This window comes from Microbacterium sp. NPDC064942 (genome assembly GCF_049545525.1).
GTDB classification, from domain to species: Bacteria; Actinomycetota; Actinomycetes; order Actinomycetales; family Microbacteriaceae; genus Microbacterium; species Microbacterium gawkjiense.
The window spans coordinates 95527-116297 of record NZ_JBMWDR010000001.1; the positions used below are offsets into that span (position 1 = coordinate 95527).

General features: G+C 71.9%; 18 protein-coding genes and 1 riboswitch. Of the genes, 10 read left to right on the forward strand and 8 right to left on the reverse strand.

Annotated elements, in window-relative coordinates:
- The 3 genes from ACPEH2_RS00445 to ACPEH2_RS00455 are packed head-to-tail and all read left to right on the forward strand — an operon-like array spanning window position 1 to window position 2829.
- On the forward strand, window positions 1-972 hold the full coding sequence (locus ACPEH2_RS00445; protein WP_359918192.1) for a carbohydrate ABC transporter permease: 972 nt from the start codon (window positions 1-3) through the stop codon (window positions 970-972).
- On the forward strand, window positions 969-1931 hold the full coding sequence (locus ACPEH2_RS00450) for a carbohydrate ABC transporter permease (RefSeq protein ID WP_359918190.1): 963 nt from the start codon (window positions 969-971) through the stop codon (window positions 1929-1931). Before ACPEH2_RS00445 ends, ACPEH2_RS00450 begins: the two co-directional genes overlap by 4 nt.
- Before the next feature lies 1 nt (window position 1932).
- Window positions 1933-2829 carry an ROK family protein gene (locus ACPEH2_RS00455; RefSeq protein ID WP_359918188.1) on the forward strand — a complete coding sequence of 299 codons (897 nt, stop codon included), beginning with the start codon at window positions 1933-1935 and terminating at the stop codon, window positions 2827-2829.
- Window positions 2830-2957: 128 nt separating this feature from the next.
- Here ACPEH2_RS00455 and nagA read toward each other — a convergent pair whose 3' ends face one another.
- Entirely contained in the window at window positions 2958-4106 is a 1149-nt protein-coding gene (nagA, locus tag ACPEH2_RS00460; protein WP_359918186.1) for an N-acetylglucosamine-6-phosphate deacetylase, read from the reverse strand.
- A complete protein-coding gene (locus ACPEH2_RS00465) occupies window positions 4094-5572 on the reverse strand; it encodes a family 20 glycosylhydrolase (protein WP_359918184.1) in 1479 nt (492 codons plus the stop codon). The genes nagA and ACPEH2_RS00465 overlap by 13 nt, the downstream gene beginning before the upstream one ends.
- A 67-nt stretch (window positions 5573-5639) precedes the next feature.
- Window positions 5640-5723: riboswitch (ZMP/ZTP riboswitch) on the forward strand.
- A gap of 38 nt (window positions 5724-5761) precedes the next feature.
- Here ACPEH2_RS00465 and glyA point away from each other — a divergent pair.
- Together glyA and ACPEH2_RS00475 are read left to right on the forward strand one after the other, a co-directional pair.
- Window positions 5762-7036, forward strand: coding sequence for a serine hydroxymethyltransferase (gene glyA / locus ACPEH2_RS00470; protein WP_423718003.1), 1275 nt, complete (start codon window positions 5762-5764; stop codon window positions 7034-7036).
- A gap of 124 nt (window positions 7037-7160) precedes the next feature.
- Window positions 7161-8051, forward strand: coding sequence for a bifunctional methylenetetrahydrofolate dehydrogenase/methenyltetrahydrofolate cyclohydrolase (locus ACPEH2_RS00475; protein WP_359918180.1), 891 nt, complete (start codon window positions 7161-7163; stop codon window positions 8049-8051).
- Between the two features lie 194 nt (window positions 8052-8245).
- Here the strand turns inward: ACPEH2_RS00475 and ACPEH2_RS00480 are convergent, their stop codons facing one another.
- Genes ACPEH2_RS00480 through ACPEH2_RS00490 form a run of 3 tightly spaced genes read right to left on the reverse strand, consistent with a single transcriptional unit; the run spans window position 8246 to window position 10703 of the window.
- Window positions 8246-8980, reverse strand: a complete 735-nt coding sequence (locus ACPEH2_RS00480; RefSeq protein WP_359918178.1) for an amino acid ABC transporter ATP-binding protein — start codon at window positions 8978-8980, stop codon at window positions 8246-8248.
- Window positions 8977-9822, reverse strand: a complete 846-nt coding sequence (locus tag ACPEH2_RS00485) for an amino acid ABC transporter permease (RefSeq protein WP_359918176.1) — start codon at window positions 9820-9822, stop codon at window positions 8977-8979. The genes ACPEH2_RS00480 and ACPEH2_RS00485 overlap by 4 nt, the downstream gene beginning before the upstream one ends.
- 20 nt (window positions 9823-9842) lie before the next feature.
- The gene (locus tag ACPEH2_RS00490) at window positions 9843-10703 is read right to left on the reverse strand and encodes an ABC transporter substrate-binding protein (protein WP_423718004.1); all 861 of its coding nucleotides are present in this window, start codon (window positions 10701-10703) and stop codon (window positions 9843-9845) included.
- Window positions 10704-10882: 179 nt separating this feature from the next.
- On the opposite strand from ACPEH2_RS00490, the gene ACPEH2_RS00495 reads away from it, so the two are divergent.
- From ACPEH2_RS00495 to ACPEH2_RS00505, 3 genes are all read left to right on the forward strand, one after another.
- Complete coding sequence (locus ACPEH2_RS00495; RefSeq protein WP_423718005.1) at window positions 10883-11677, forward strand: NAD(P)H-binding protein; 795 nt, start codon at window positions 10883-10885, stop codon at window positions 11675-11677.
- Between the two features lie 64 nt (window positions 11678-11741).
- Entirely contained in the window at window positions 11742-12644 is a 903-nt protein-coding gene (locus ACPEH2_RS00500) for a squalene cyclase (protein ID WP_423718006.1), read from the forward strand.
- A gap of 23 nt (window positions 12645-12667) precedes the next feature.
- Window positions 12668-12910, forward strand: coding sequence for a PLDc N-terminal domain-containing protein (locus ACPEH2_RS00505; RefSeq protein ID WP_423718007.1), 243 nt, complete (start codon window positions 12668-12670; stop codon window positions 12908-12910).
- A gap of 11 nt (window positions 12911-12921) precedes the next feature.
- Here ACPEH2_RS00505 and ACPEH2_RS00510 read toward each other — a convergent pair whose 3' ends face one another.
- Complete coding sequence (locus tag ACPEH2_RS00510; protein ID WP_423718008.1) at window positions 12922-14580, reverse strand: thiamine pyrophosphate-binding protein; 1659 nt, start codon at window positions 14578-14580, stop codon at window positions 12922-12924.
- Window positions 14581-14708: 128 nt separating this feature from the next.
- On the opposite strand from ACPEH2_RS00510, the gene ACPEH2_RS00515 reads away from it, so the two are divergent.
- Window positions 14709-15095, forward strand: a complete 387-nt coding sequence (locus ACPEH2_RS00515; protein ID WP_423718009.1) for a DUF6054 family protein — start codon at window positions 14709-14711, stop codon at window positions 15093-15095.
- A 186-nt stretch (window positions 15096-15281) separates the two neighbouring features.
- On the opposite strand, the gene ACPEH2_RS00520 is transcribed toward ACPEH2_RS00515, so the two are convergent.
- The gene (locus ACPEH2_RS00520) at window positions 15282-16715 is read right to left on the reverse strand and encodes a helix-turn-helix domain-containing protein (RefSeq protein WP_217531631.1); all 1434 of its coding nucleotides are present in this window, start codon (window positions 16713-16715) and stop codon (window positions 15282-15284) included.
- A 110-nt stretch (window positions 16716-16825) separates the two neighbouring features.
- On the opposite strand from ACPEH2_RS00520, the gene ACPEH2_RS00525 reads away from it, so the two are divergent.
- Window positions 16826-18724, forward strand: coding sequence for a phosphoenolpyruvate carboxykinase (GTP) (locus ACPEH2_RS00525; RefSeq protein ID WP_359918166.1), 1899 nt, complete (start codon window positions 16826-16828; stop codon window positions 18722-18724).
- Between the two features lie 145 nt (window positions 18725-18869).
- On the opposite strand, the gene ACPEH2_RS00530 is transcribed toward ACPEH2_RS00525, so the two are convergent.
- On the reverse strand, window positions 18870-20744 hold the full coding sequence (locus ACPEH2_RS00530; RefSeq protein WP_359918164.1) for an ABC transporter ATP-binding protein: 1875 nt from the start codon (window positions 20742-20744) through the stop codon (window positions 18870-18872).
- Window positions 20745-20771 lie beyond the last annotated feature (27 nt).

Here is a 20771-nt window from a genome sequence, read left to right on the forward strand (position 1 = left end):
ATGACCGTCACCCTGACCCGGCCCGCTCCCGCGCGGGCACCCCGCGACCGCTTCGCCGGCGCCGCGCGCGAACGTGCCCGTCGTCGCAAGGACGGGGCGGCGGCACTGACCCTGCTCGGTCCCTCCCTCGTGATCCTCGCGGTGATGGTGGGCTACCCGGCCGTCCTCATGGTGGTCCAGTCGTTCACGGACTACTCGATCCGCAACAAGGTGCAGGGAACCCTGCCCGACGTCGTCGGGTTCGCCAACTACCTCGAGGTGTTCACCGCGTCGGACTTCCCGGCGGTGCTCGTGCGCAGCCTCGGGCTCATGCTCGTCATGACCGTGTTCATCGTCGGGCTCGGTGCCCTCGTCGCGGTGCTCATGACGCGCCTCACGCGCGGCTGGCGGCTGCTCGTGTCGGTCGGGCTGCTCCTGGCGTGGGCGATGCCGCCGCTGGCGGCCACGACGGTGTGGGGGTGGATCTTCGACGCCGAGTACGGGCTCGTGAACTGGTTGTTCAACACCGTCACCGGGACGAGCGACTTCACGAACCACTCCTGGCTGCTCGACCCGTGGTCGTTCTTCGTCGTGCTGACGATCATCGTCGTCTGGCAGGGCGTCCCGTTCGCGGCCTTTACGCTCTACGCGGCGCTCGGTCAGGTGCCGGGCGAGGTGCTCGAAGCGGCGTCGCTCGACGGCGCGACCGGGCTGCTGCGCTTCCGCCTGGTCGTCTACCCCTACCTCCGCAACGTCGTCACCGTCGTTGTGGTGCTCCAGGTCATCTGGAACCTCCGCATCTTCACGCAGGTCTACACACTCCAGCAGCGCGGCGGTCTCGTCTCGGAGACGAACGTGCTCGGCACCTACATCTTCCGGCAAGGCGTGGGGGAGTTCGGGGTGACGAGCGCGATCGGCGTGCTCACCGTCATCCTCCTGCTCGCCCTCTCGTGGGGCTACGTCCGCACGACTCTCAAGGAGGAGGAGCTGTGAGCACCCAGATCACCCCCGCCGCCCAGCTCTCGACCGTCGGCGTCGACGAGGTCGCCGGACCCGTCGGCCACGCGAAGACGCCCGTCACCGGGTCGCTCGCGGCGCGGCGGCAGCGGCGCTCGCCGCTCGGCCGCATCCTGCTCAACGTCGCCGCCCTCGTCGTGTTCGCCTGCTCGGTCTTCCCCGTGTACTGGATGCTGAACATGTCGTTCACGAGCGGCGAGTCGATCATCAGCCGCACCCCGAGCTTCCTGCCGCTGGACTTCACGCTCCGCAACTACGAGACCGCGTGGACGCGGCCCGCGGCGCCCGGGCAGACCGATTTCGTGCACGGACTCCTCAGCTCGGGGCTCGTGACCGTCGGTGTGCTGGTCGTCACGTTGCTGGTCGCCTTCCTCGCCTCGATCGCGGTCGCCCGCATCCGCTTCCGCGGGCGCCGGTCCTTCATCGTCGCGGTGCTGATCGTCCAGATGATCCCGGGCGAGGCGATGATGTTCACGATCTACGGGATGATCGACGACTGGCGTCTCATGAACACGCTCGTCGGGCTCGGCATCGTCTACGTCGCCGCCGTCGTCCCCTTCACGATCTGGACCCTCCGCGGCTTCGTCGCGGGCGTCCCGGTGGACCTCGAGGAGGCCGCGATGATCGACGGCTGCACCCGCTCGCAGGCGTTCTGGAAGGTGACCTTCCCGCTGCTCGCCCCGGGCCTCGTCGCGACGGGGGTGTTCGCCTTCATCCAGTCGTGGAACGAGTTCACGATGGCGCTCCTGCTGCTGCGCGGTCAGAACCTGACCCTGCCGCCGTGGTTGCTGTCGTTCCAGTCCGCGACCGAGGCCACCAACTGGGGGGCGGTGATGGCGGCATCCACCCTCATCTCGATCCCCGTCGTCGTCTTCTTCCTGATCGTGCAGGGACGGATGTCGGGTGGACTCGTGTCCGGCGCCGTGAAGGGCTGACGTGCGCATCGGACTGGATGTCGGAGGCACGAAGACCCTCGCCGTCGCGCTCGACGACGCCGGACGCGTCATCGCCGAGGAGCGGCGGGCGACCGGCTGGGGCCCGGAGGCCGTGGTCGACGGGATCGTCGCCGTCGTCACGGGCGTGGCCGGGGGCGCGCGCCCGGACGCGCTGGGGATCGGGGTGCCGGGTCAGGTGTCGCCGGACGGTGTCGTGCGCCACGCGCTCAACCTCGGCATCGACGTGCTCGACCTCGCCGAGGTGGTGGGCGCCCGGACCGGGCTCCGCCCCGTCGTCGAGAACGACGTCCGCGCGGCCGCCGTCGGTGCGGCGTCCCTCCTACCCGGTGCCGGGTCGATCGCCTACCTGAATCTCGGAACCGGCATCGCCGCGGGCATCGTCCGGGACGGGATGCCATGGCGCGGCGCGCGCGGCGCTGCGGGCGAGATCGGCCACGTCAGCGTCGACCCCGCCGGGCCCGCCTGCTCGTGCGGGCAGCGCGGGTGCATCGAGGCGCTCGCCGGCGGTGCGGCCGTGGCCGCCCGCTGGGCGCGGCCCGCCGCCCTGCCGGTGGCCGACGTGTTCGACGCGGCGGAGGTGGGCGACCCGCTCGCCGCGGGCCTGCGCGCGGACGTCGTGCGCGGGGTCGCCTCGGCCGTGCAGCTGCTCGTCCTGACCGCCGACGTGGATGTCGTGGTGCTGGGTGGCGGGGTGTCGCACCTCGGTGAGCGGTTGCGTGATCCGGTGCGCACGGCCCTGGCTACTGCGGCATCCGGGTTTGCCTTCCTGGGTTCGCTGGAGCTGGCGGATCGCGTGGTGTCGACGCCCCGGAACGCGCCGGTTGGCGCGCGGGGCGCGGCGCTCCTGGCGGGCGCGACCGCGGTGACCGGGGTCTGAGGCGGGCCGCGGTACGGAATTCAGTCCCGGCGGTTCGCTCACGGCCGAAACGGCCCATGGGCGACTGATCCGAGACGACGGCGCGAACCCTGCGGACTGCGTACCGAACGCGCCGAGCGGATGCCGCGTCAGACCGTGCCGGCGAACACCCGCCGCACCTGCAGATCGGCGTCGAGCAGCACCGCGTCGGCGACGGCGCCGACGGCGAGCGAGCCGAGCTCCGGCCGGCCGATCGTGCGCGCGGGCGTCGAGGTCAGGGCCGTGACCGCGTCCGGCAGCGCGACCCCCGCCGCGACGGCGGTGCGGAGAGCGGCGTCCTGCGTGAGCGTCGACCCCGCGATCGTGCCGTCCGGGAGCCGCGCGACGCCCGCCTGCACCGTGACGGAGAGCGACCCGAGGCGGTAGGTCCCGTCGGTCGCCCCGGCGGCGGCCATCGCGTCGGTCACGAGCGCGATGCGGGCGGGGGCGGCGGCGAAGAGGATGCGGATGACGTCGGGGTGCACGTGCACGCCGTCGGCGATGACCTCGATCGTCACGCGCGGGTCGCCGGTCGCCGCGCCCACCGGCCCGGGGGCGCGATGGTGCAGGCCGGGCATCGCGTTGAACGCATGCGTGAGCAGCGTGGCGCCCGCCTCGAACGCGTCGCGGGCGAGGTCGGCGTCGGCGGAGGTGTGACCCACCGCAACGACCACGCCCGCGGCGGTGAGGCGTGCGATCGCGTCGCGTCCGCCGGGCAGCTCGGGGGCGAGGGTCACCTGCACGAGCGAGCCGCGCGCGGCGGCGATCAGCGCCTCGATCGCGTCGGGTGTCGGGTGAACGAGAAGTGCGGGGTCGTGCGCGCCGTGGTGACCCGGGTCGAGGAACGGTCCCTCGAGGTGCGCGCCGAGGACCGAGGCATCCGTCTCCGCCAGATCCGCGATGACACCGAGGCGGGTCTGCAGATCCGCCGGCGAGCCGGCGACGAGCGAGATGACCGCGCGGGTCGTGCCGTGGGCGAGGTGCAGCGCGCGGGCCGCGAGGATCGCGTCGCGCCCTTCCTCGTGCGCCCGGCCGCCGCCGCCGTGGCCGTGCAGGTCGATGAAGCCGGGTGTGAGCAGAGCCGCGTCGCCGGCGACCTCCCGCGCGTCGACGACCTCGTCCGCGTCGAGCTCGCGCCAGGCGTCACCTGTGCCGGATGCCGCGACGCGGCCGGCCACGACGTGGATCCACGCGTCCGGGGTCTCGGTGCCGCCGTCGACGAGTCGGACCGAGTGGACGATGCGGCTCAGGTCGTCCACGGGACCTCCTCCAGAGCGGGGAAGCGGATGCCGAGGGTCGTCCACAGCGGTCCGAGACCGCCGACCCGGCTGCGGAAGGACGCCCACGAGCGCTCCGCGCCCGACGCGGGCGACCAGGCGATCTCCGCCGCGGCCGCGATGCGGGGGAACGCGAGGGCGTCGATGTCCTCGAGGGTCGCGACGGTCTCGGTCCACAGGGGCGCCTCGACGCCGAGGATCGCCGCCTCGTCGACACCGTCCACGACACGGGTCGGCTCCCAGTCGTACGCACGGGCGAGGCTCGTCGGACCGTTCGCCCAGGTGAGCCCCAGCGGGGAGTCTGCGATGGGCTTCATGTCGAGGTAGACCGCGTCGGCGGGCGACAGGATGAGCCGGCCGCCCCGCTCGGCGAACGCGCGCGCGTGGCGGGCCGCGGCATCCGTCGGCGAGACGAAGCCCCAGAACTGGCCGACCGTGCCGGGCGCGAGACCCGCCGCGGCGCCGGCCTCGTGCCAGGCGACCGGGGTCTTGCCGAGCGCCGTGATCGCGGCGCTGGCGGAGGCGACGAACTGGGCGAAGTCCTCGGGCGTCGTGCCGAGCGACTCGTCGCCGCCGAAGTGCAGCCACGGGCCGGGGGTGAGCTCGGCGAGCTCGGCGAACACGTCGCGCACGAAGGCATCCGTCGCCTCCTCGCCGATGCGCAGCGACGAGAACCCGACGCCGATCCCGGTGTAGGGCGCGCCGGCGACCGGCGTCGACCCCTCGGTGATGACCTCGACGGCCGGGGCCTCTGCGAGTTCGGGGTACGCGAGCCCGACGGCGTGCGTGTGGCCGGGCATGTCGAACTCGGGCACGACCGTCATGTGCCGGGATGCTGCATACGCGACGATCGCGCGGTAGTCGTCCTGCGTGTAGTACCCGCCGGGGGCGCCGCCGACGGCGGTGGCCGACGCCTCCGCGGTGAGCTCGGGGTGCGAGCGCAGCTCGAGCCGCCAGCCCTGATCGTCCGACAGGTGCAGGTGCAGGACGTTGAGCTTGAGGGATGCCGCACGGTCGATGTACGCCCGCACGGTGTCGAGGTCGTGGAAGTGCCGTGCGACGTCGAGCATGACGCCCCGGTACGCGAACCGCGGGCCGTCGACGATCCGCACGGCGGGGACGACCCACGCGCCGCCGTCGCGTCCGACCAGCTGGACGAGGGTCTGCACGCCGTAGAAGAGGCCCGCGGCATCCGCTCCGGTGATCCGGATGCCGGTGGTCGACGCCTCGAGTCGGTACGACTCCGCCGGGCCCGACCCGTCGACCGCCAGTGCGATGCCGTCGCCCGTGCCGAGGTCGAGTCCCGTGCGGGTCCGGACGAGCGCACGCAGGTGCGCGGCGGCATCCGGATCGCCCGTCACCGCCGCCCCCGTCAGCGCGAATGGGGCGCCGTCCGCGACGGCGACGTCTGCGGGAAGGGGCACGAGGGGGAGGGGGAGCACCGCCACCACCGTTCTGTAAGGTGTCCTAACAAAACCGATCGGGCCAGCCTAGCAGCGGCGGCATCCGTTATGCTCGCAGTGTCGCGACTGGCGTTGAGGTGGGCTACCACCGGGGAGCGATTGACACGGCATTCGACCGCGCGCCTGGGCCGATGCGAGATTCCTCATCCCGAAAGCCGTCGTCAGGAGATCGTCATGACCGATTCGCTGTTCAACGCCCCCCTCTCCGAGGTCGATCCTGAGATCGCCGATGTGCTCGAGCGCGAGCTCGACCGCCAGCGCGGGTTCCTCGAGATGATCGCCTCCGAGAACTTCGTTCCCGTCTCGGTGCTGCAGTCGCAGGGCTCCGTCCTCACCAACAAGTACGCCGAGGGCTACCCCGGTCGCCGCTACTACGGCGGCTGCGAGGTCGTCGACGTCGCCGAGGAGCTCGCCATCGAGCGCGCCAAGGCGCTGTTCGGCGCCGAGTTCGCCAACGTCCAGCCGCACTCGGGCGCCTCGGCCAACGCCGCCGTGCTGCATGCGATCGCCCGCCCCGGCGACACGCTGCTCGGCCTCTCGCTCGACCACGGCGGCCACCTGACCCACGGCATGAAGATCAACTTCTCGGGCCGTCTCTACAACATCGTCGCGTACGGCGTCGACGCCGAGACCTCGCTCGTCGACATGGACGAGGTGCGGCGTCTCGCCCTCGAGCACAAGCCGAAGGTCATCATCGCCGGCTGGTCCGCCTACCCGCGTCAGCTCGACTTCGCCGCGTTCCGCGCGATCGCCGACGAGGTCGGGGCACTCCTCTGGGTCGACATGGCGCACTTCGCCGGTCTCGTCGCGGCGGGCCTGCACCCCTCGCCCGTGCCGCACGCGCACGTCGTCTCGTCGACCGTGCACAAGACGATCGGCGGCCCCCGGTCGGGCTTCATCCTCACGAACGACGCCGACATCGCGAAGAAGATCAACTCGGCCGTCTTCCCGGGCCAGCAGGGCGGGCCGCTCATGCACGTCATCGCCGCCAAGGCGACCGCGTTCAAGCTCGCGGCGTCCGACGCCTTCAAGGAACGCCAGCAGCGCACCGTCTCGGGCGCCGCGATCCTCGCCGACCGGCTCTCGCAGCAGGACGTGAAGGATGCCGGCATCTCGGTCCGCTCCGGCGGCACCGACGTGCACCTCGTCCTCGTGGACCTCCGCGACGCGGCGATCGACGGCAAGCAGGCCGAGGACCTCCTCCACGAGATCCGGATCACCGTCAACCGCAACGCGGTCCCGAACGACCCGCGCCCGCCGATGGTCACGTCGGGGCTCCGCATCGGCACGCCGGCGCTCGCGACCCGCGGTTTCGGCGACGCCGAGTTCACCGAAGTCGCCGACGTCATCGCCCTGGCTCTGCAGCCCGGCGCCGACCTCGAGGCGCTCCGCGCGCGCGTCGCGACGCTCGCCGACGCGTTCCCGCTGTACCCCGGCCTCCAGCAGTGACCCCCGGCATCCGGCCCCTCCTCCGCCCGCGAGACTGCACGCACGCCTCGAGACAGTGGTCGCGGACCGCAGTCTCGAGCTCCCGGTGCAGTCTCGCGGTCGAGGGGCGACGACAGGAGACACGATGACCGCACGGGTCCTCGACGGCAAGGCGGCCTCGGCCGCGATCAAGACCGAGCTGGCGGAGCGAGTGGCCGTGCTCAAGGAGCACGGTGTGACGCCCGGCATCGCCACCGTGCTCGTGGGGGCGGACCCGGCATCCCAGCTCTACGTGGGGATGAAGCACCGGCAGTCCGAAGCGATCGGGATGAACTCGATCCAGCGGGAGCTCCCCGCCGACGCGACGCAGGAGCAGGTCGAGGCGCTGATCGACGAGCTCAACGCCGACCCGGCATGCCACGGCTACATCGTGCAACTGCCGCTGCCGAAGCACCTCGACACCGACCGGATCCTCGAGCGCATCGACCCGGAGAAGGATGCCGACGGCCTCCACCCGACGAACCTCGGCCGCCTGATACTCAACGTCAACACCCCGATCACCTCGCCGCTGCCGTGCACGCCGCGGGGCGTCATCGAGCTGCTGGTGCGCAACGGTTACGACCTGGCGGGCAAGCACGTCGTCGTCGTCGGCCGCGGTGTCACGATCGGCCGGTCGATCGGTCTGCTGCTCACGCGCCGCGAGTACAACGCGACCGTGACGCTCACCCACACCGGCACGACCGACCTCGGCGCGCACCTGAGCGAGGCCGACGTCATCGTGGCCGCAGCCGGTGTGAAGCACATCGTCACCGCCGAGCACGTGAAGCCCGGCGCGGCGGTGCTCGACGTCGGCGTCACCCGCGAGGACGACCCCGAGACCGGCAAGAGCCGCGTCTACGGCGACGTGCACCCGGACGTCGCGGAGGTCGCCGGCTGGCTCTCGCCGAACCCCGGCGGCGTCGGCCCCATGACCGTCGCGCTCCTCATGACGAACGTCGTCGAGGTCGCCGAGCGCGCGGCGGGCCTGCGCGCCTGACGCACATGTCGTGAACGAGGGATGCCGGGTGTCGCCCGGCATCCCTCGTTCTCGTCTTCGGAAGCCGCAGTCTGCGGAGGCGCGCGGCGTGTTGTGACAGGGGAGCCCTGGGGGTGGTGCCCGACGCCGCTCGCCTGTCGCAAACTGCGGGGGTGCGCGGCGTGTCGTGACAGGGGAGTGACCCGCGCGGGGCCTCAGCCGGTGAAGCGGGCGAGGAAGGCGCGGGTGCGCTCCTCGCGGGGATGCCGCAGCACCTCCGACGGCGGGCCCTGCTCCACGATCGTGCCCGCGTCGAGGAAGACGACGTGGTCGGCGACATCGCGCGCGAACGCCATCTCGTGCGTCGCCATGAGGATCGTCGCGCCCTCGGAGGCCAGATCGCGAACGAGCTCCAGGACCTCGCCGACGAGCTCGGGGTCGAGCGCGGACGTGATCTCGTCGAGCAGCAGCACGTCGGGGTCGGTGGCGATCGCGCGGGCGATGGCGACACGCTGCTGCTGACCTCCCGACAGCCGGTCGGGGTGGTCCTTCGCCTTGTCGGCGAGGCCGACGCGGGCGAGCAGCTCGCGAGCGCGGGTCTCGGCCTCGCGCCGCGGCACCCGGTGCACGACGCGCGAGGCGAGCGTCACGTTGTCGAGCACGGACAGGTGCGGGAAGAGGTTGAAACTCTGGAACACTGCGCCGAGCCGTGCCCGCACGCGGTTGCCGTCCACGCGGGGGTCGGAGATGTCCTCGTCGCCGAGGAAGATCTGCCCGTCGTCGATGGGTTCGAGCAGTCCGAGGCAGCGCAGCAGCGTCGACTTGCCCGAGCCGCTCGCGCCGATGAGGGCGACGACCTCGTGCGCGGCGAGCGACACGTCGACGCCCTTCAGCACCTCGCGGTCGCCGAAGGACTTGTGGATGCCGGTGGCTCGCAGGACCGCGCTCACAGCACCGATCCCGTCTGCTCGCGCTCGCGCAGCCGCGCCGTGTACCAGTCCGCGAGGCGGATCGTGGGGATCGCGAGCAGGATGAATAGGATGCCGGCGACGACGTACGGCGTGAAGTTGTACGTCGTCGCGGTCACCGATCGCGCCCCGGCGATCGCGTCGATCCCCGCGATGATCGAGATGAGTCCCACGTCCTTCTGCATCGAGATGAAGTCGTTCATGAGCGCCGGGGTCATCTTGCGCAGGGCCTGCGGCAGCACGACGCGGCGGAGCGTCTGCACGTGGCCGAGACCGAGCGCGCGGGCGGCGAGGCGCTGCGACGGGTGGACCGACTCGATGCCCGCGCGGATCACCTCGGCGACGTACGACGAGTAGGTGAGGGTCACCGCGAGCACGCCGAGGAACAGCTCGTCGATCCGTTCGCCGACGATCGTCGGCAGACCGAACCCGACCAAGTAGAGGACGATGATGAACGGCAGGCCGCGGAACAGGTCGGTGTAGCCGGCCGCCAGCATCCTGACCGGGAAGAACACCGGACCGCGGAGCGTCCGCAGCAACGCGATCACCAGCGCGACGCCGCCGACCGTGAAGATCGAGATGCCGAGGACGGTGAGGTTGACGAGGAACCCGTCCCATACCTTCGGCAGCGCCTGCAGCGCGACGGCGGGGTCGAAGAAGCTCTGCTGGACCTTCGACCAGCCCTCGGTGTTGATCACCGTCGCCCAGACGACGACGGCGAAGACGAGGGTCGACGCGATGGCGATCAGCACGGATCGCCGTTCGCGGCCGCGCCGGTAGGCGCGACGGTCGAGCTCGAGCTCGCTCGGGATGCGGGTGGTCACGGATCGACGCTAGCGCGCCCTCACTGGAGCTCGGTGACGCCCTCGGTCAGACCCGAGAGCCATCTCTCCTCGAGGTCGGCGAGGGTGCCGTCCTCGCGGAGCTCGTCGACGGCGGCGCTGACGGCGGGGGTCAGCGGCGAGTCCTTCGCGAGGAGGAGGCCCCACTGGTCCTCGATGCCCGACTTCGGCAGCTCGCCGACGAAGAACGAGTTCTCGATGTAGAAGTTCACCGCGACGTAGGCGGTCGGGGTGTCGAGGACGACGGCGTCGACCTGGCCCGCACTCAGGGCGGCGGTGGCGTCCTCGTTCGAGTTGTAGAGCTTCGGCTCCAGTCCGAGGTCGAGCGCGTCGAGGGTGAGGGCGCTCGTGGAGTTCGCCATCGCGCCGATCGTGATGTCCTTGAGCCCCGCGAGGTCGGTGACGCCGTCTGCCTTTCCGCCCTTGAGGGCGATCAGCGACTGGCTGGCGGAGTAGTAGGGCGACGAGAAATCGACGCCCTGCTTGCGCTCGTCGGTGATCGTGTACTGCTGGACGTTGAAGTCGAAGCTCTTCGGTCCCGGAGCGATCGCCGCGTCGAAGCTCGTCCGCACCCACTCGACGTCGTCCTTCGCGAAGCCGAGCTTGTCGGCGACGGCGTAGGCGACGGCGGCTTCGAAGCCCTCGCCGGACTCCGGGTCGTCGTCGATGACGTACGGCTCGTACGCGGTCTCGCCGGTCGCGATCGTGAGCTTGCCGGGGGTGACGTAGTCGTCGGGGGAGGGGCCTGCATCCGATGAGGACGAGGCGCTCGGCGCGGCGCTCGACGCGCAGCCTCCGAGGAGCAGGGCGAGGGCGGCAGCGGATGCCGCGAGTGCGGTGCGCAGGGCGGGACGACGGGACATGAGGGCCTCCGGAGGCGCCGAGCAGGCTCGGTCGAGGGGGTTCGGGTGGCGACGCCGCGCGATCGGGCGGGTGCCGACCCTCATTCTCGCGCGGGGAGGGATGCCGCGGGCCCCGGAGCGTCGCTTTGTTACACGCCCGTCATCGCCGCGGGCCGGTAAGCGCTTGAGAGGATGACGGGGTGACTCCTTCTCGCACTCTCATCGTCGGGTCCGGTCGGATCGGCTCGCGTGTCGCGGCCGCGCTGCGCGACGCGGGCGGCGAGGTCTGGACACTGCGGCGGTCGGCGGCACCCGAGCCCGACGATCACCACATCGCGGCCGACCTCTCGCGTCCGCTGGAACGCCCGCTGCCGGCCGTCGACGCCGTCGTCGTGACACTGCCGCCCGGGGACGACGACTTCCTCGCCGCGGCGGCGAGCCATCTGGCGGCGGCGCTTCCCGTGGCGCCGGGGCGGACGGTGTGGGTCTCGTCGACGCGCGTCTTCGAGGGGTACGGCGACGACCGCCCTCTGACCGAGGCCGACGAGCCGCGCCCGGCGGGTCCGCGCGCGCAGCAGCTCGTCGACGGAGAGGTGCGCGCCGTCGACCTGCTCGACGCGGTCATCCTGCGGCCGGCGGGGATCTACGGGCCCGGGCGCGACCGCCTCATCCGCCAGGTGCAGGGCGGCGTGCCGGTCGACCACGAGCGTCGGACCAACCGCATCCACGAGACCGACGTCGTGCGGACGATCCTCGCCCTGCTCTCCGCGGACGCCCCGCCGCGGGTGCTGCACGGCACGGACGAGCGCCCCGCCACGCTCGGCGAGGTCGTGACGTTCCTCGCCGGACGCCTCGGGGTGCCGGTGCCGCCGCGCGGCGCACCGGGTGATCGGCACGGCACGGTGCTCGACGGTGCGCTGCTGCGCTCGGTCGTCGGCCCGCTCGCCTACCCGACGTTCGAGGACGGCTACGGCGAGATGCTCGCCGAGAGCTGACCGCCGCGGGAGCCCTGGGCGTTGACCCCTGGCCGGTGTCGGTGGCGCGCGGGAGGATGAGCGCATGAGCGTCGATCCCCGGATCCTGCACTGGCTGCGCGACTCCGACCCGTCGCTGCGATGGCAGGTCGAGCGCGACCTCGCGGGGGAGCCCGCCGAGGTGTGGCAGGCGACGCGCGCTCGCGTCGCGACGGAGGGGTACGGCGCGGCCCTGCTCGCGCAGCAGGGTCAGGACGGACAGTGGGAGGGCGGCGCGTACTTCCCGGCCGGGTTCTTCGGCAGCCCTGAAGCGGAGATGCCGGGGCAGCCGTGGACGGCGACGACCTGGACGCTGAAGGATCTGCGCGAGTGGGGAGTCCCGGCATCCGCCCTCGGGGACACCGCTGACAAGCTCGACCGCCACAGTCGGTGGGAGTACGACGACCTGCCCTACTGGGGCGGCGAGGTCGACGTCTGCATCAACGCCTTCACGCTCGGGACCGGGGCCTGGCTCGCCGCAGACGTCTCGCGGCTCGCGCAGTGGTTCCCCGAGCATCAGCTCGCCGACGGCGGGTGGAACTGTGAGGCCGAGGAGGGTGATTCCGTCCGCAGCTCGTTCCACTCGACCCTCAACGCCCTGCGGGGCATGCTCGCTTACGAGGAGTTCACGGGCGACACCGCCCTGCACGACAGTCGCCGACGCGGTCAGGAGTACCTGCTCGAGCGCCGCTTGCTGTACCGGCTGTCGACCGGCGACCTCGTCGGACCCTTCGTGACGCAGTTCGTCTACCCGAACCGGCACCGTTACAGCGCACTCGCCGCCCTCGACCTGGTGCGGGCCGCGCAGCAGCCCGACGGGTCGTGGCACCAGGGTCGCGTCCTCGAAGGGCGCCGCTGGTTCGACGTCGACGCTCCCGAGGGGCAGCCCTCGCGCTGGCTCACCTTCCTCGCGCTCCGCGCGCTGCAGTGGTGGGATGCCGCGCGGTGAGCGGACCGCGTAGGTTCGGGGACGTGATCGTCAACCCGCTGCTCCCGTCCGTCTACGACGTGGTCTGGTCGCTCGTCGCGGTGATCGTGGTCGCGCTCGCCGTCGTCGCGCTCGTGTCGCTCGCGCGCGCAGGGCGAGGCTTCACGTCGGTGCAGGCGCTCGCCTGGGTCCTCGTGGTGCTGTTCGTCCCGGTCCTCGGCCCCGTCGCCTGGCTCGCGGTCGGTCGGCGGGCCGGCCTCGAGGGCCGCCCCGACTCCCGCACCTGACGGTTCGCGCCTCAGCGCCGCAGGTTCACCTGCAGGATCTCCTCCTGGTACGGCGCGCGGACGGCGCCGGACACGCGCAGGTCCAGCAGCAGGAACGGGCGCTCGTCCGCCGGCAGCTCCCGCCAGCGTGCGAGCGCGTCGAGGTCGTCGAGGGTCCGCACGACGACGCCCTCGGCACCGACGGCGCGGGCGAGGCCGGCGAAGTCGACCTCGGGGATCTCCATCGGACCGCGCGCGAGTCCCATCACCCCGTACAAGTGCACCTCGGCGCCGTACGCGCCGTCGTTCCAGACGACCGCGAGGCCTCGGCCGCGGGCGACCCGAACGGCGGATTCGAGGTCGGCGATCGCCATGAGCCCGCCGCCGTCGCCGGTCGTGAGGACGATCGTCGACTCGGGCCGCGCCGTCGCCGCACCGGGGACCGACGGGAAGCCGAGCCCGATCGACTGGTAGGCGGTGCCGACCATCATCATGCGGTCGGGTGAGGCGACCGGCCAGAACATGTTGGCCCAGCCGATGAAGTGGCCCCCGTCCGAGACGACGACGCGGTCCTCGGGCAGCAGCTCCGCGATGGCCGCCGCCGCGCTGCGGGGATCGAGCCGGCCATCAGGGGCGATGCCGTCGCCGTGCTCCCGCGCGCGCAGTGCGGCGACGTCGACGCCGTCCCGCCAGCGCGACGCGCCGCCGCCGAGACGCTCGAGCTCGTCGACGATCGCCCGCGCGGCGAGCGCGGCATCCGCCCGCAGGTACCGGCCGACCTGCGGATGCGTCGCCGCGGGTGCGACGTCGACCTGAACGACCGTCGCGTCGGGGGCGAACAGTTCGCCGAAGCGCATCGTGAACTGGTTGAGCGAGGCGCCGAAAACGACGACGACGTCGGCCTCGCGGACTGTCGCCATGGCCCGCTCGGCCCCGAAGCCGCCCGTGACCCCCAGGTCGAACTCCGCGCGCGGGAAGATTCCCCGGCCGAGGGCGGTGGATGCCGTCAGCGCCCCGGCCGCGTCGGCGAGACGTCCGAGCTCGTCGCCGGCCCCCGCGGTCCACGCGCCCCGACCGGCGAGCAGCAGGGGGCGCTCCGCCGTGGCGAGCAGACGCGCGATCACCGCGACGGTCGCCTCGGCGTGGGGCCCGGTGGGTGCGAGCGGGGCGGGCAGCACCGGATCGGGTGTCGCGGGGATCTCGCCCGCCTCGCGGCCGCCGACGTCGTAGGGGATCGCGAGGACGACGGGGATGCGGAACGACAGGGCGTGCTCGATGGCGATGACCGTCGTGGCCGCGGCATCCGTCCGTCCGACGGTGTAGGTCCGGACGCCGACGGCCGACGCGAGCGAGAGCTGGTCGACGTCCCACGGCCGCGGACCCGAGGTCGGTTCGTCGCCGACCACGAGCACGAGCGGCACACGCGCCTGCGCCGCCTCGGCGAGCGGGGTGAGCGTGTTCGTGAACCCGGCGCCGTAGGTGGCGGTCGCGGCGGCGAGCCCGCCCCCGGCCCGATGGTGCGCGTCGGCGGCGACGACCCCGCCCGCCTCGTGGCGGACGGCGGTGAAGGTGACGTCGTCGCGACGCTCGAGGGCGTCGAGGACGAGGGCGTTGCCGTTGCCCATCACGCCGAAGACATGGTCGATGTGGGCGGCGAGGGCGGAGGCGACGTGGGCGGCGACGGTGGGCATGGATGCTCCTGGAGACGATGACGACGGATGCCGTATGTGTCTCGCTTCCCGCGGCGTCGCGGGTGGCTGCGTGCCCCTTTTCCGAGCACCAGGGTCGGTCGCGCCCCTGGACGGCATTCAGTGTAGCCATGACGCGTGCGGGAATCACGCCCGCGTGCCACACTGCGGTCATGCTGCAGACGATGGAGATCAGCCTGACCCCCTTCGACGCGGCACGCATCGTCCTCGACCACGTGCAGTCGTCGGGCATGACGGTCGAGTGCGTGGGGCAGCACGCCACGGCGACGGAGTCCGGTCACCAGATGGCGCTGCTGATCTTCGAGAAGTACTACATGCGCACGAGCAGTCGCGCGTCCCTCACGGTCGTGATCGAGAACCTCGCCGGCCCGACGAAGGCCGTCTTCCGCGGATCCGGCGGAGGCGAGGGGGCGCTGTTCCGCTTCGACTGGGGCGCGAGCGCCGACTTCGCCTCGAGCGTGATCGACGCGCTCGAGCCGTACGCGACGTCGGCCTGAGCGGGCGTATGCCGAGATGACGGATGCCGCGACGGTCCGCGCGCACCGGCTCCGCTCGCACCTGCTCGCCTCGCCTGCGGCGAGCGTCGTGGAGGTCGCCGAGCATCTGGGCGCCCTGCAGGCGCAGGACTTCAGGCGAACCTCACTCGCGCTACACCCGTCCCGCGGCGGCGATCAACACGACGCTCACGCGTGTCGGTCGAGGAACGCGTACACCTCGCCGTCGTCGACTCCGGGGAACATCCCGCGCGGCAGCGGCGAGAACATCTGCATGTGCACGCGGGCGCTCGGCCACGCCTTGCCCTGCCAGCGTTCGGTGAGGTCGGCGTCCGGCCGCCGGCAGCAGGCCTCGTCGGGGCAGGTCGACGTGGCGCGCTTCTGCGTCTCGCGCCCCCGGAACCAGCGGGCGTCGTCGAAGGGAACGCCGACGGTGATCGAGAACTCGCCCTCGGCGGTCGTGCCGGTCTGACTCGAGCACCAGAAGGTGCCGCCGGGGGTGTCGGTGTACTGGTAGTGCTCGGTCGTGCGGTTCTGCTCGGCGAACGCCGACCGCGCCGCGAACTTGCGACAGACGACCTGACCCTCGACCGAGCCGGTGACGTCCATGGGCAGCGGGAGACCGTCGTTCTCGTAGACGCGGTTGATGGCACCCGCCCCGTCGACGCGCAGGAAGTGCAGCGCGATGTCGAGGTGCTGCGTCAGGAGGTTGGTCAGCCGCATCCCGGCCGCCTCGTGCGTGACGCCGAACGCGTCGCGGAAATCCTCGACGGCCAGGTTCCGGTCCTTCTTCGCCTGCGACAGGAACGCGACGGATGCCGTCTCGGGCATGAGGCAGCACGCGGCGTAGTAGTTGATCTCGAGGCGCTGCTGCAGGAAGTCGGCGTAGTCCGTGGGTGGGGTGTGCCCGAGCAGGCGGTGCGCCATCGCCTGCAGGGCCATCGAGCGCAGGCCGTGTCCGCCGGGGATGGATGCCGGGGGCAGATAGATCCGGCCGTTCTCCAGGTCGGTGACCGAGCGAGCGGAGTGAGGGAGGTCGTTCGCGTAGATCAGCTCGAAGCCCAGCTGTTCCGCCATGATGCTGACGGTGCGGTGGGTGAGCGCACCGGTCGTGTGGCCGGCTGCCTTCAGCTTCTTCTCCGCGAGCTTCTCGATGTCGGGCAAATAGTTGTTCTGCTCTCGCATCCGCAGTCGCAGTTCCGTGTTGGCGCGACGTGCCTCCTCCGGGGTCGCGATCGACTCGCGCTCCCGGCGCTCGAGTTCGCGGTGGAGCGCGAGGATCCCCTCGATCGTCTCGTCCGTCATCGTCTTGGTGACCTTGACCGGAGCCACGCCCAGGCGGCGGAAGACCGGACTCTGCTGCGCGCGCTCGAGCTCGAGCTCGAGCGCGGCCCGCCGGTTCGGCGGCTCGTTCGAGAGCAGGTCGGTCACATCGGTCCCGGTCGCGGTCGCGATCGCCTGCAGGACCGACAGTTTCGGCTCGCGCTTGCCGTTCTCGATCAGGCTGAGCTGGCTGCCGGCGATGCCGACGATCGCCCCGAGCTCGTCGAGCGTGTACCCGTGGGCCTGGCGCTGATGACGGATGCGGTGGCCGAGGGTCGAGAGCTGGAGGGGCGTCGCCATGATCTTGAGCTTAGCGAAAGATTTCGGATTCTTTACGTCTCCATTCCCGGAAAGCCCCGCGATCCACCCGTCACAGTGGAACCACGACCACCCCGACCGAGGAGCGCCGAATGGCCATCGCAGACCTGTTCACCCGCCCCACCCCCACCGCGCCCACGCCGGCTGCGCACACAGCCGCGGCGGCGCCCACCGGCATCCGCCCCACCGTCACGGGTGAGGGCATGGCGGCCCTGCACGCCTGGGTCGACGAGATCGCCGCCCTCACGAAGCCCGCCCGCATCCACTGGGTCGACGGCTCCGCCGCCGAGAACGAGGCGCTCCTGCGCCAGCAGGTCGACGAGGGCAAGCTCATCAAGCTCAACCCCGAGTGGCGGCCCGGTTCGTACCTCGCCCGCTCGCACCCGAGCGACGTCGCCCGCACCGAGGCGCGCACCTTCATCGCGTCGGAGCGTGAAGAGGATGCCGGGCCCACGAACAACTGGATCGCGCCCGACGAGATCCGCGCCACCATCACGCCCCTGTTCGAGGGCAGCATGCGCGGTCGCACGATGTACGTCGTCCCGTTCTCGATGGGAGCCGTCGGCGGGCCGCTCTCGCACATCGGCGTGCAGGTCACCGACAGCGCCTACGCGGTCACCTCGATCGGGATCATGACGCGCGTCGGCGCGTCGGTGCTGGAGCAGATCGCCGACGGCAAGCCCTGGGTGAAGACGGTGCACTCCGTCGGCGCTCCGCTCGCGCCCGGCGAGCAGGACGCCGCCTGGCCCTGCAACGACGAGAAGTACATCGTGCACTTCCCCGAGACGCTCGAGGTGTGGTCCTTCGGCTCGGGCTACGGCGGCAACGCGATCCTCGCGAAGAAGTGCTTCGCGCTGCGCATCGCGTCGGTCATCGGCCGGGACGAGGGCTGGCTCGCCGAGCACATGCTGCTCATCCGCGTCATCGACCCGGCCGGCAAGTCCTACCACGTCGCCGCCGCGTTCCCCTCGGCCTGCGGGAAGACGAACCTCGCCATGCTCCGCCCGACGATCCCGGGCTGGCGCGTCGAGACCCTCGGCGACGACATCGCCTGGCTGCGCCCGGGCGAGGACGGACGCCTCTGGGCGATCAACCCCGAGGCCGGCTTCTTCGGCGTCGCGCCCGGCACCGGTGAGTCGACCAACGTGACGGCGGTCGACACGCTCTGGGGCAACACGATCTTCACGAACGTCGCGCTGCGCCCCGACGGCGACGTCTGGTGGGAGGGTCTCACCGACGAGGCACCCGCCGAGCTCACGGACTGGGAGGGCAAGCCCTGGACCCCGGCATCCGGTCGTCCTGCGGCCCACCCGAATTCGCGCTTCACGGTCAGCGCGGACCAGTGCCCCCAGATCGCCGAGGACTGGGATGCCCCCGAGGGGGTGCCGCTCGACGCGATCCTCTTCGGCGGCCGCCGCGCGACCAACGTGCCGCTCGTGGTCGAGGCGACCGACTGGACCCACGGCGTGTTCATGGGCTCGAACATCTCGTCCGAGCGCACCGCGGCCGCCGAGGGACTCGTCGGCGAGCTGCGCCGCGACCCGTTCGCCATGCTGCCGTTCTGCGGCTACAACATGGCCGACTACTTCGCCCACTGGCTGAAGGTCGGGCAGCAGCTGCGCTTCGACCGCGCTCCGCGAATCTTCCAGGTCAACTGGTTCCGCAAGGGATCCGACGGACGCTTCCTGTGGCCGGGCTTCGGCGACAACGCGCGCGTCATCGACTGGATCATCCGCCGGATCGACGGGTCCGTCGGCGCCGTCGACAGCCCCGTCGGACGCCTGCCGCGCACCGAAGACCTCAACCTTGCGGGTATCGAGGTGCCGCAGGCGGATCTCGACGAGCTGTTCGCGGTGGACCCGGCATCCTGGCTCGCCGAAGCCGACCTCACCGAGGAGTTCTACCGCACCTTCGGCGGTAAGGTCCCCGCGGCCCTGTACGCCGAGCTCGCCGCCCTCCGCTACCGCCTGCACCGCACCCAGCGCGCCTGACGCGCCGCGGTCGCCGAGACGTCGCAGATGTCGCTCTCCCGCTCGGGAGGCGACCATCTACGACGTTTCGGCCGTCGACCCGACGCGATCGGCTGTTCCTGGATGCCGGGAGCCGCCGTTCGCGTCGGGTCGCGGTGCGTTCGGGTCAGACGAGCAGCTGGCGGGCGGCGAGGTCGCGGTAGAGCGGCACGTCGCGGATGAGTTCGTCGTGCGTCCCCTGGCCGACGACGCGGCCGTGGTCGAGGACCACGATGAGGTCGCTGTCGACGACGGTCGAGAGCCGGTGGGCGATCACGACGAGCGTGCGGCCGGCCGCGACGGCGTCGATCGCCTCCCGCATCCGTTGCTCGTTGAGCCCATCGAGCGACGACGTCGACTCGTCGAGCAGCAGGATCGGAGGAGCGGCCAGCAGCGCCCGCGCGATCGCGAGGCGCTGGCGCTCGCCGCCCGACAGCATGACGCCCGCCTCGCCGACGGGTGCCTGCAGGCGGAGCGGTGAGCGCTCCAGCACGTCCGTCAGGTTGACGGCGGCGAGGACCCGTTCGCAGTCCGCATCGGACGCGTCGGGTGACGCGAGCCGCAGGTTGTCGGCGATCGTGCCGGCGAGGGTCGGGGCGTCCTGCTCGACGTAGCCGAGGCGGGCGCGCAGCGAGAGCCGGTCGAGCGCGCGGGCGTCGACGCCGTCGATGAGCACGGCGCCGGCCGTCGGGTCGTAGAACCGCTCGATGAGGGCGAGGGTCGTCGACTTCCCGGCGCCGGACGGGCCGACGAGGGCCACGCGGGAGCCGCGCGGGACCCGGAACGAGACGCCCCGCAGCAGCGTGGCCTCGGGCTCCGGCTCGGCGTCCTCGGGCAGGGGGGCGCGCGCGTCCGCGAGGGTCTTCAGCGCCTCGTCCTGCGCGCTCCGGCGGGCGCGGACGACCGCGTCGGGGTAGGAGAAGTGCACGTCGCGGAACTCGATGGCGGCCGCGCCGTCGGGGGAGGGGGCGACGGCGGATGCGGCGATCGCGGCATCCTCTGCCGTCTCGTCCGGCAGGTCGAGGACCTCCTGGATGCGGCCGAGCGCGCCGAGGGCCTGGTTCACCGACGTGATGGCCCCGAAGAACGAGGCGAGGGGCTGGACGAGGAAGAAGAGGAACATCACGAACACGACCAGCTGGGCGATCTCGATCGCTCCCGACGCGACGCGGAAACCACCCACGCCGAGGACGACGAGGAGCGACACCTGCAGCGCGATGCCCGCCACGGGGACGACGACCGCCGACGCCTTCGCGACCGACACGCCGGCGTCGTACGCCTCGCTCGCGGTGGCCGAGATGGCCGCCTGCTCGCGGGATTCGGCGCCGGATGCCCGGATCGTGCGGATCGAGCCGATCGCGCGTTCCACACCCGAGGCGAGTGCGCCGACCTTCTCCTGCTGCACGGACGTCGCCCGCCGGATGCGTCCGCTCAGGACGCCGACGACGGCGGCCGAGGCGCCGATCACGACCACGATGAGCAGCAGCAGCACCGGGTCGATCACGAGCATCGCGACGATCGCGCCGACGAAGATGAGCGCGTTGCCGATCGAGTCCGCGAAGCCTTGCGTGAGGACGGCGTAGAGCAGAGTCGTGTCGGTGCCCACGCGCGAGACGAGGTCGCCGGTGCGCCGCGCGTCGTACTCCTGCACCGGTAGGTGCAGGAGCTTCGCGATCAGACGCCGCCGGCTCGAGTAGACGACCGCGGTGCCGGTGCGCTGCAGGAGGTAGTGCTGGAACCCGCCGATGAGGGACGAGACGACCACGAGGCCCACGAGGACCCAGACGAGGATGCCAAGGGCCTGGCCGGCCTGCACGCGCCCGATGACGTCGCCGACGAGGAGCGGCTGCACGAGGGTGGCGACCGCCTCGAGGACGCTCAGGACGGCGACGACGACGAGGACGCCCTTGTGCTCGAGCAGGAACGGGAGGAGCTGGCGGAGGCTGGCGCGGGGGCCGTCGTCCTTCGAGGGGCGACGCAGACCGCGGCGGGGCGTGGACATCCCTCTATCTTCCCCCTCGCGGCTGAG

Bases quoted from the DNA above. Each gene is read 5' to 3' on its own strand.
- ACPEH2_RS00445 (WP_359918192.1), top strand. From the start codon at position 1: ATGACCGTCACCCTGACCCGGCCCGCTCCCGCGCGGGCACCCCGCGAC.
- glyA (WP_423718003.1), top strand. From the start codon at position 5,762: ATGACCGATTCGCTGTTCAACGCCCCCCTCTCCGAGGTCGATCCTGAG.
- ACPEH2_RS00475 (WP_359918180.1), top strand. From the start codon at position 7,161: ATGACCGCACGGGTCCTCGACGGCAAGGCGGCCTCGGCCGCGATCAAG.
- ACPEH2_RS00490 (WP_423718004.1), bottom strand. From the start codon at position 10,703: ATGTCCCGTCGTCCCGCCCTGCGCACCGCACTCGCGGCATCCGCTGCC.
- ACPEH2_RS00500 (WP_423718006.1), top strand. From the start codon at position 11,742: ATGAGCGTCGATCCCCGGATCCTGCACTGGCTGCGCGACTCCGACCCG.
- ACPEH2_RS00510 (WP_423718008.1), bottom strand. From the start codon at position 14,580: ATGCCCACCGTCGCCGCCCACGTCGCCTCCGCCCTCGCCGCCCACATC.
- ACPEH2_RS00515 (WP_423718009.1), top strand. From the start codon at position 14,709: ATGACGCGTGCGGGAATCACGCCCGCGTGCCACACTGCGGTCATGCTG.
- ACPEH2_RS00520 (WP_217531631.1), bottom strand. From the start codon at position 16,715: ATGGCGACGCCCCTCCAGCTCTCGACCCTCGGCCACCGCATCCGTCAT.
- ACPEH2_RS00525 (WP_359918166.1), top strand. From the start codon at position 16,826: ATGGCCATCGCAGACCTGTTCACCCGCCCCACCCCCACCGCGCCCACG.
- ACPEH2_RS00530 (WP_359918164.1), bottom strand. From the start codon at position 20,744: ATGTCCACGCCCCGCCGCGGTCTGCGTCGCCCCTCGAAGGACGACGGC.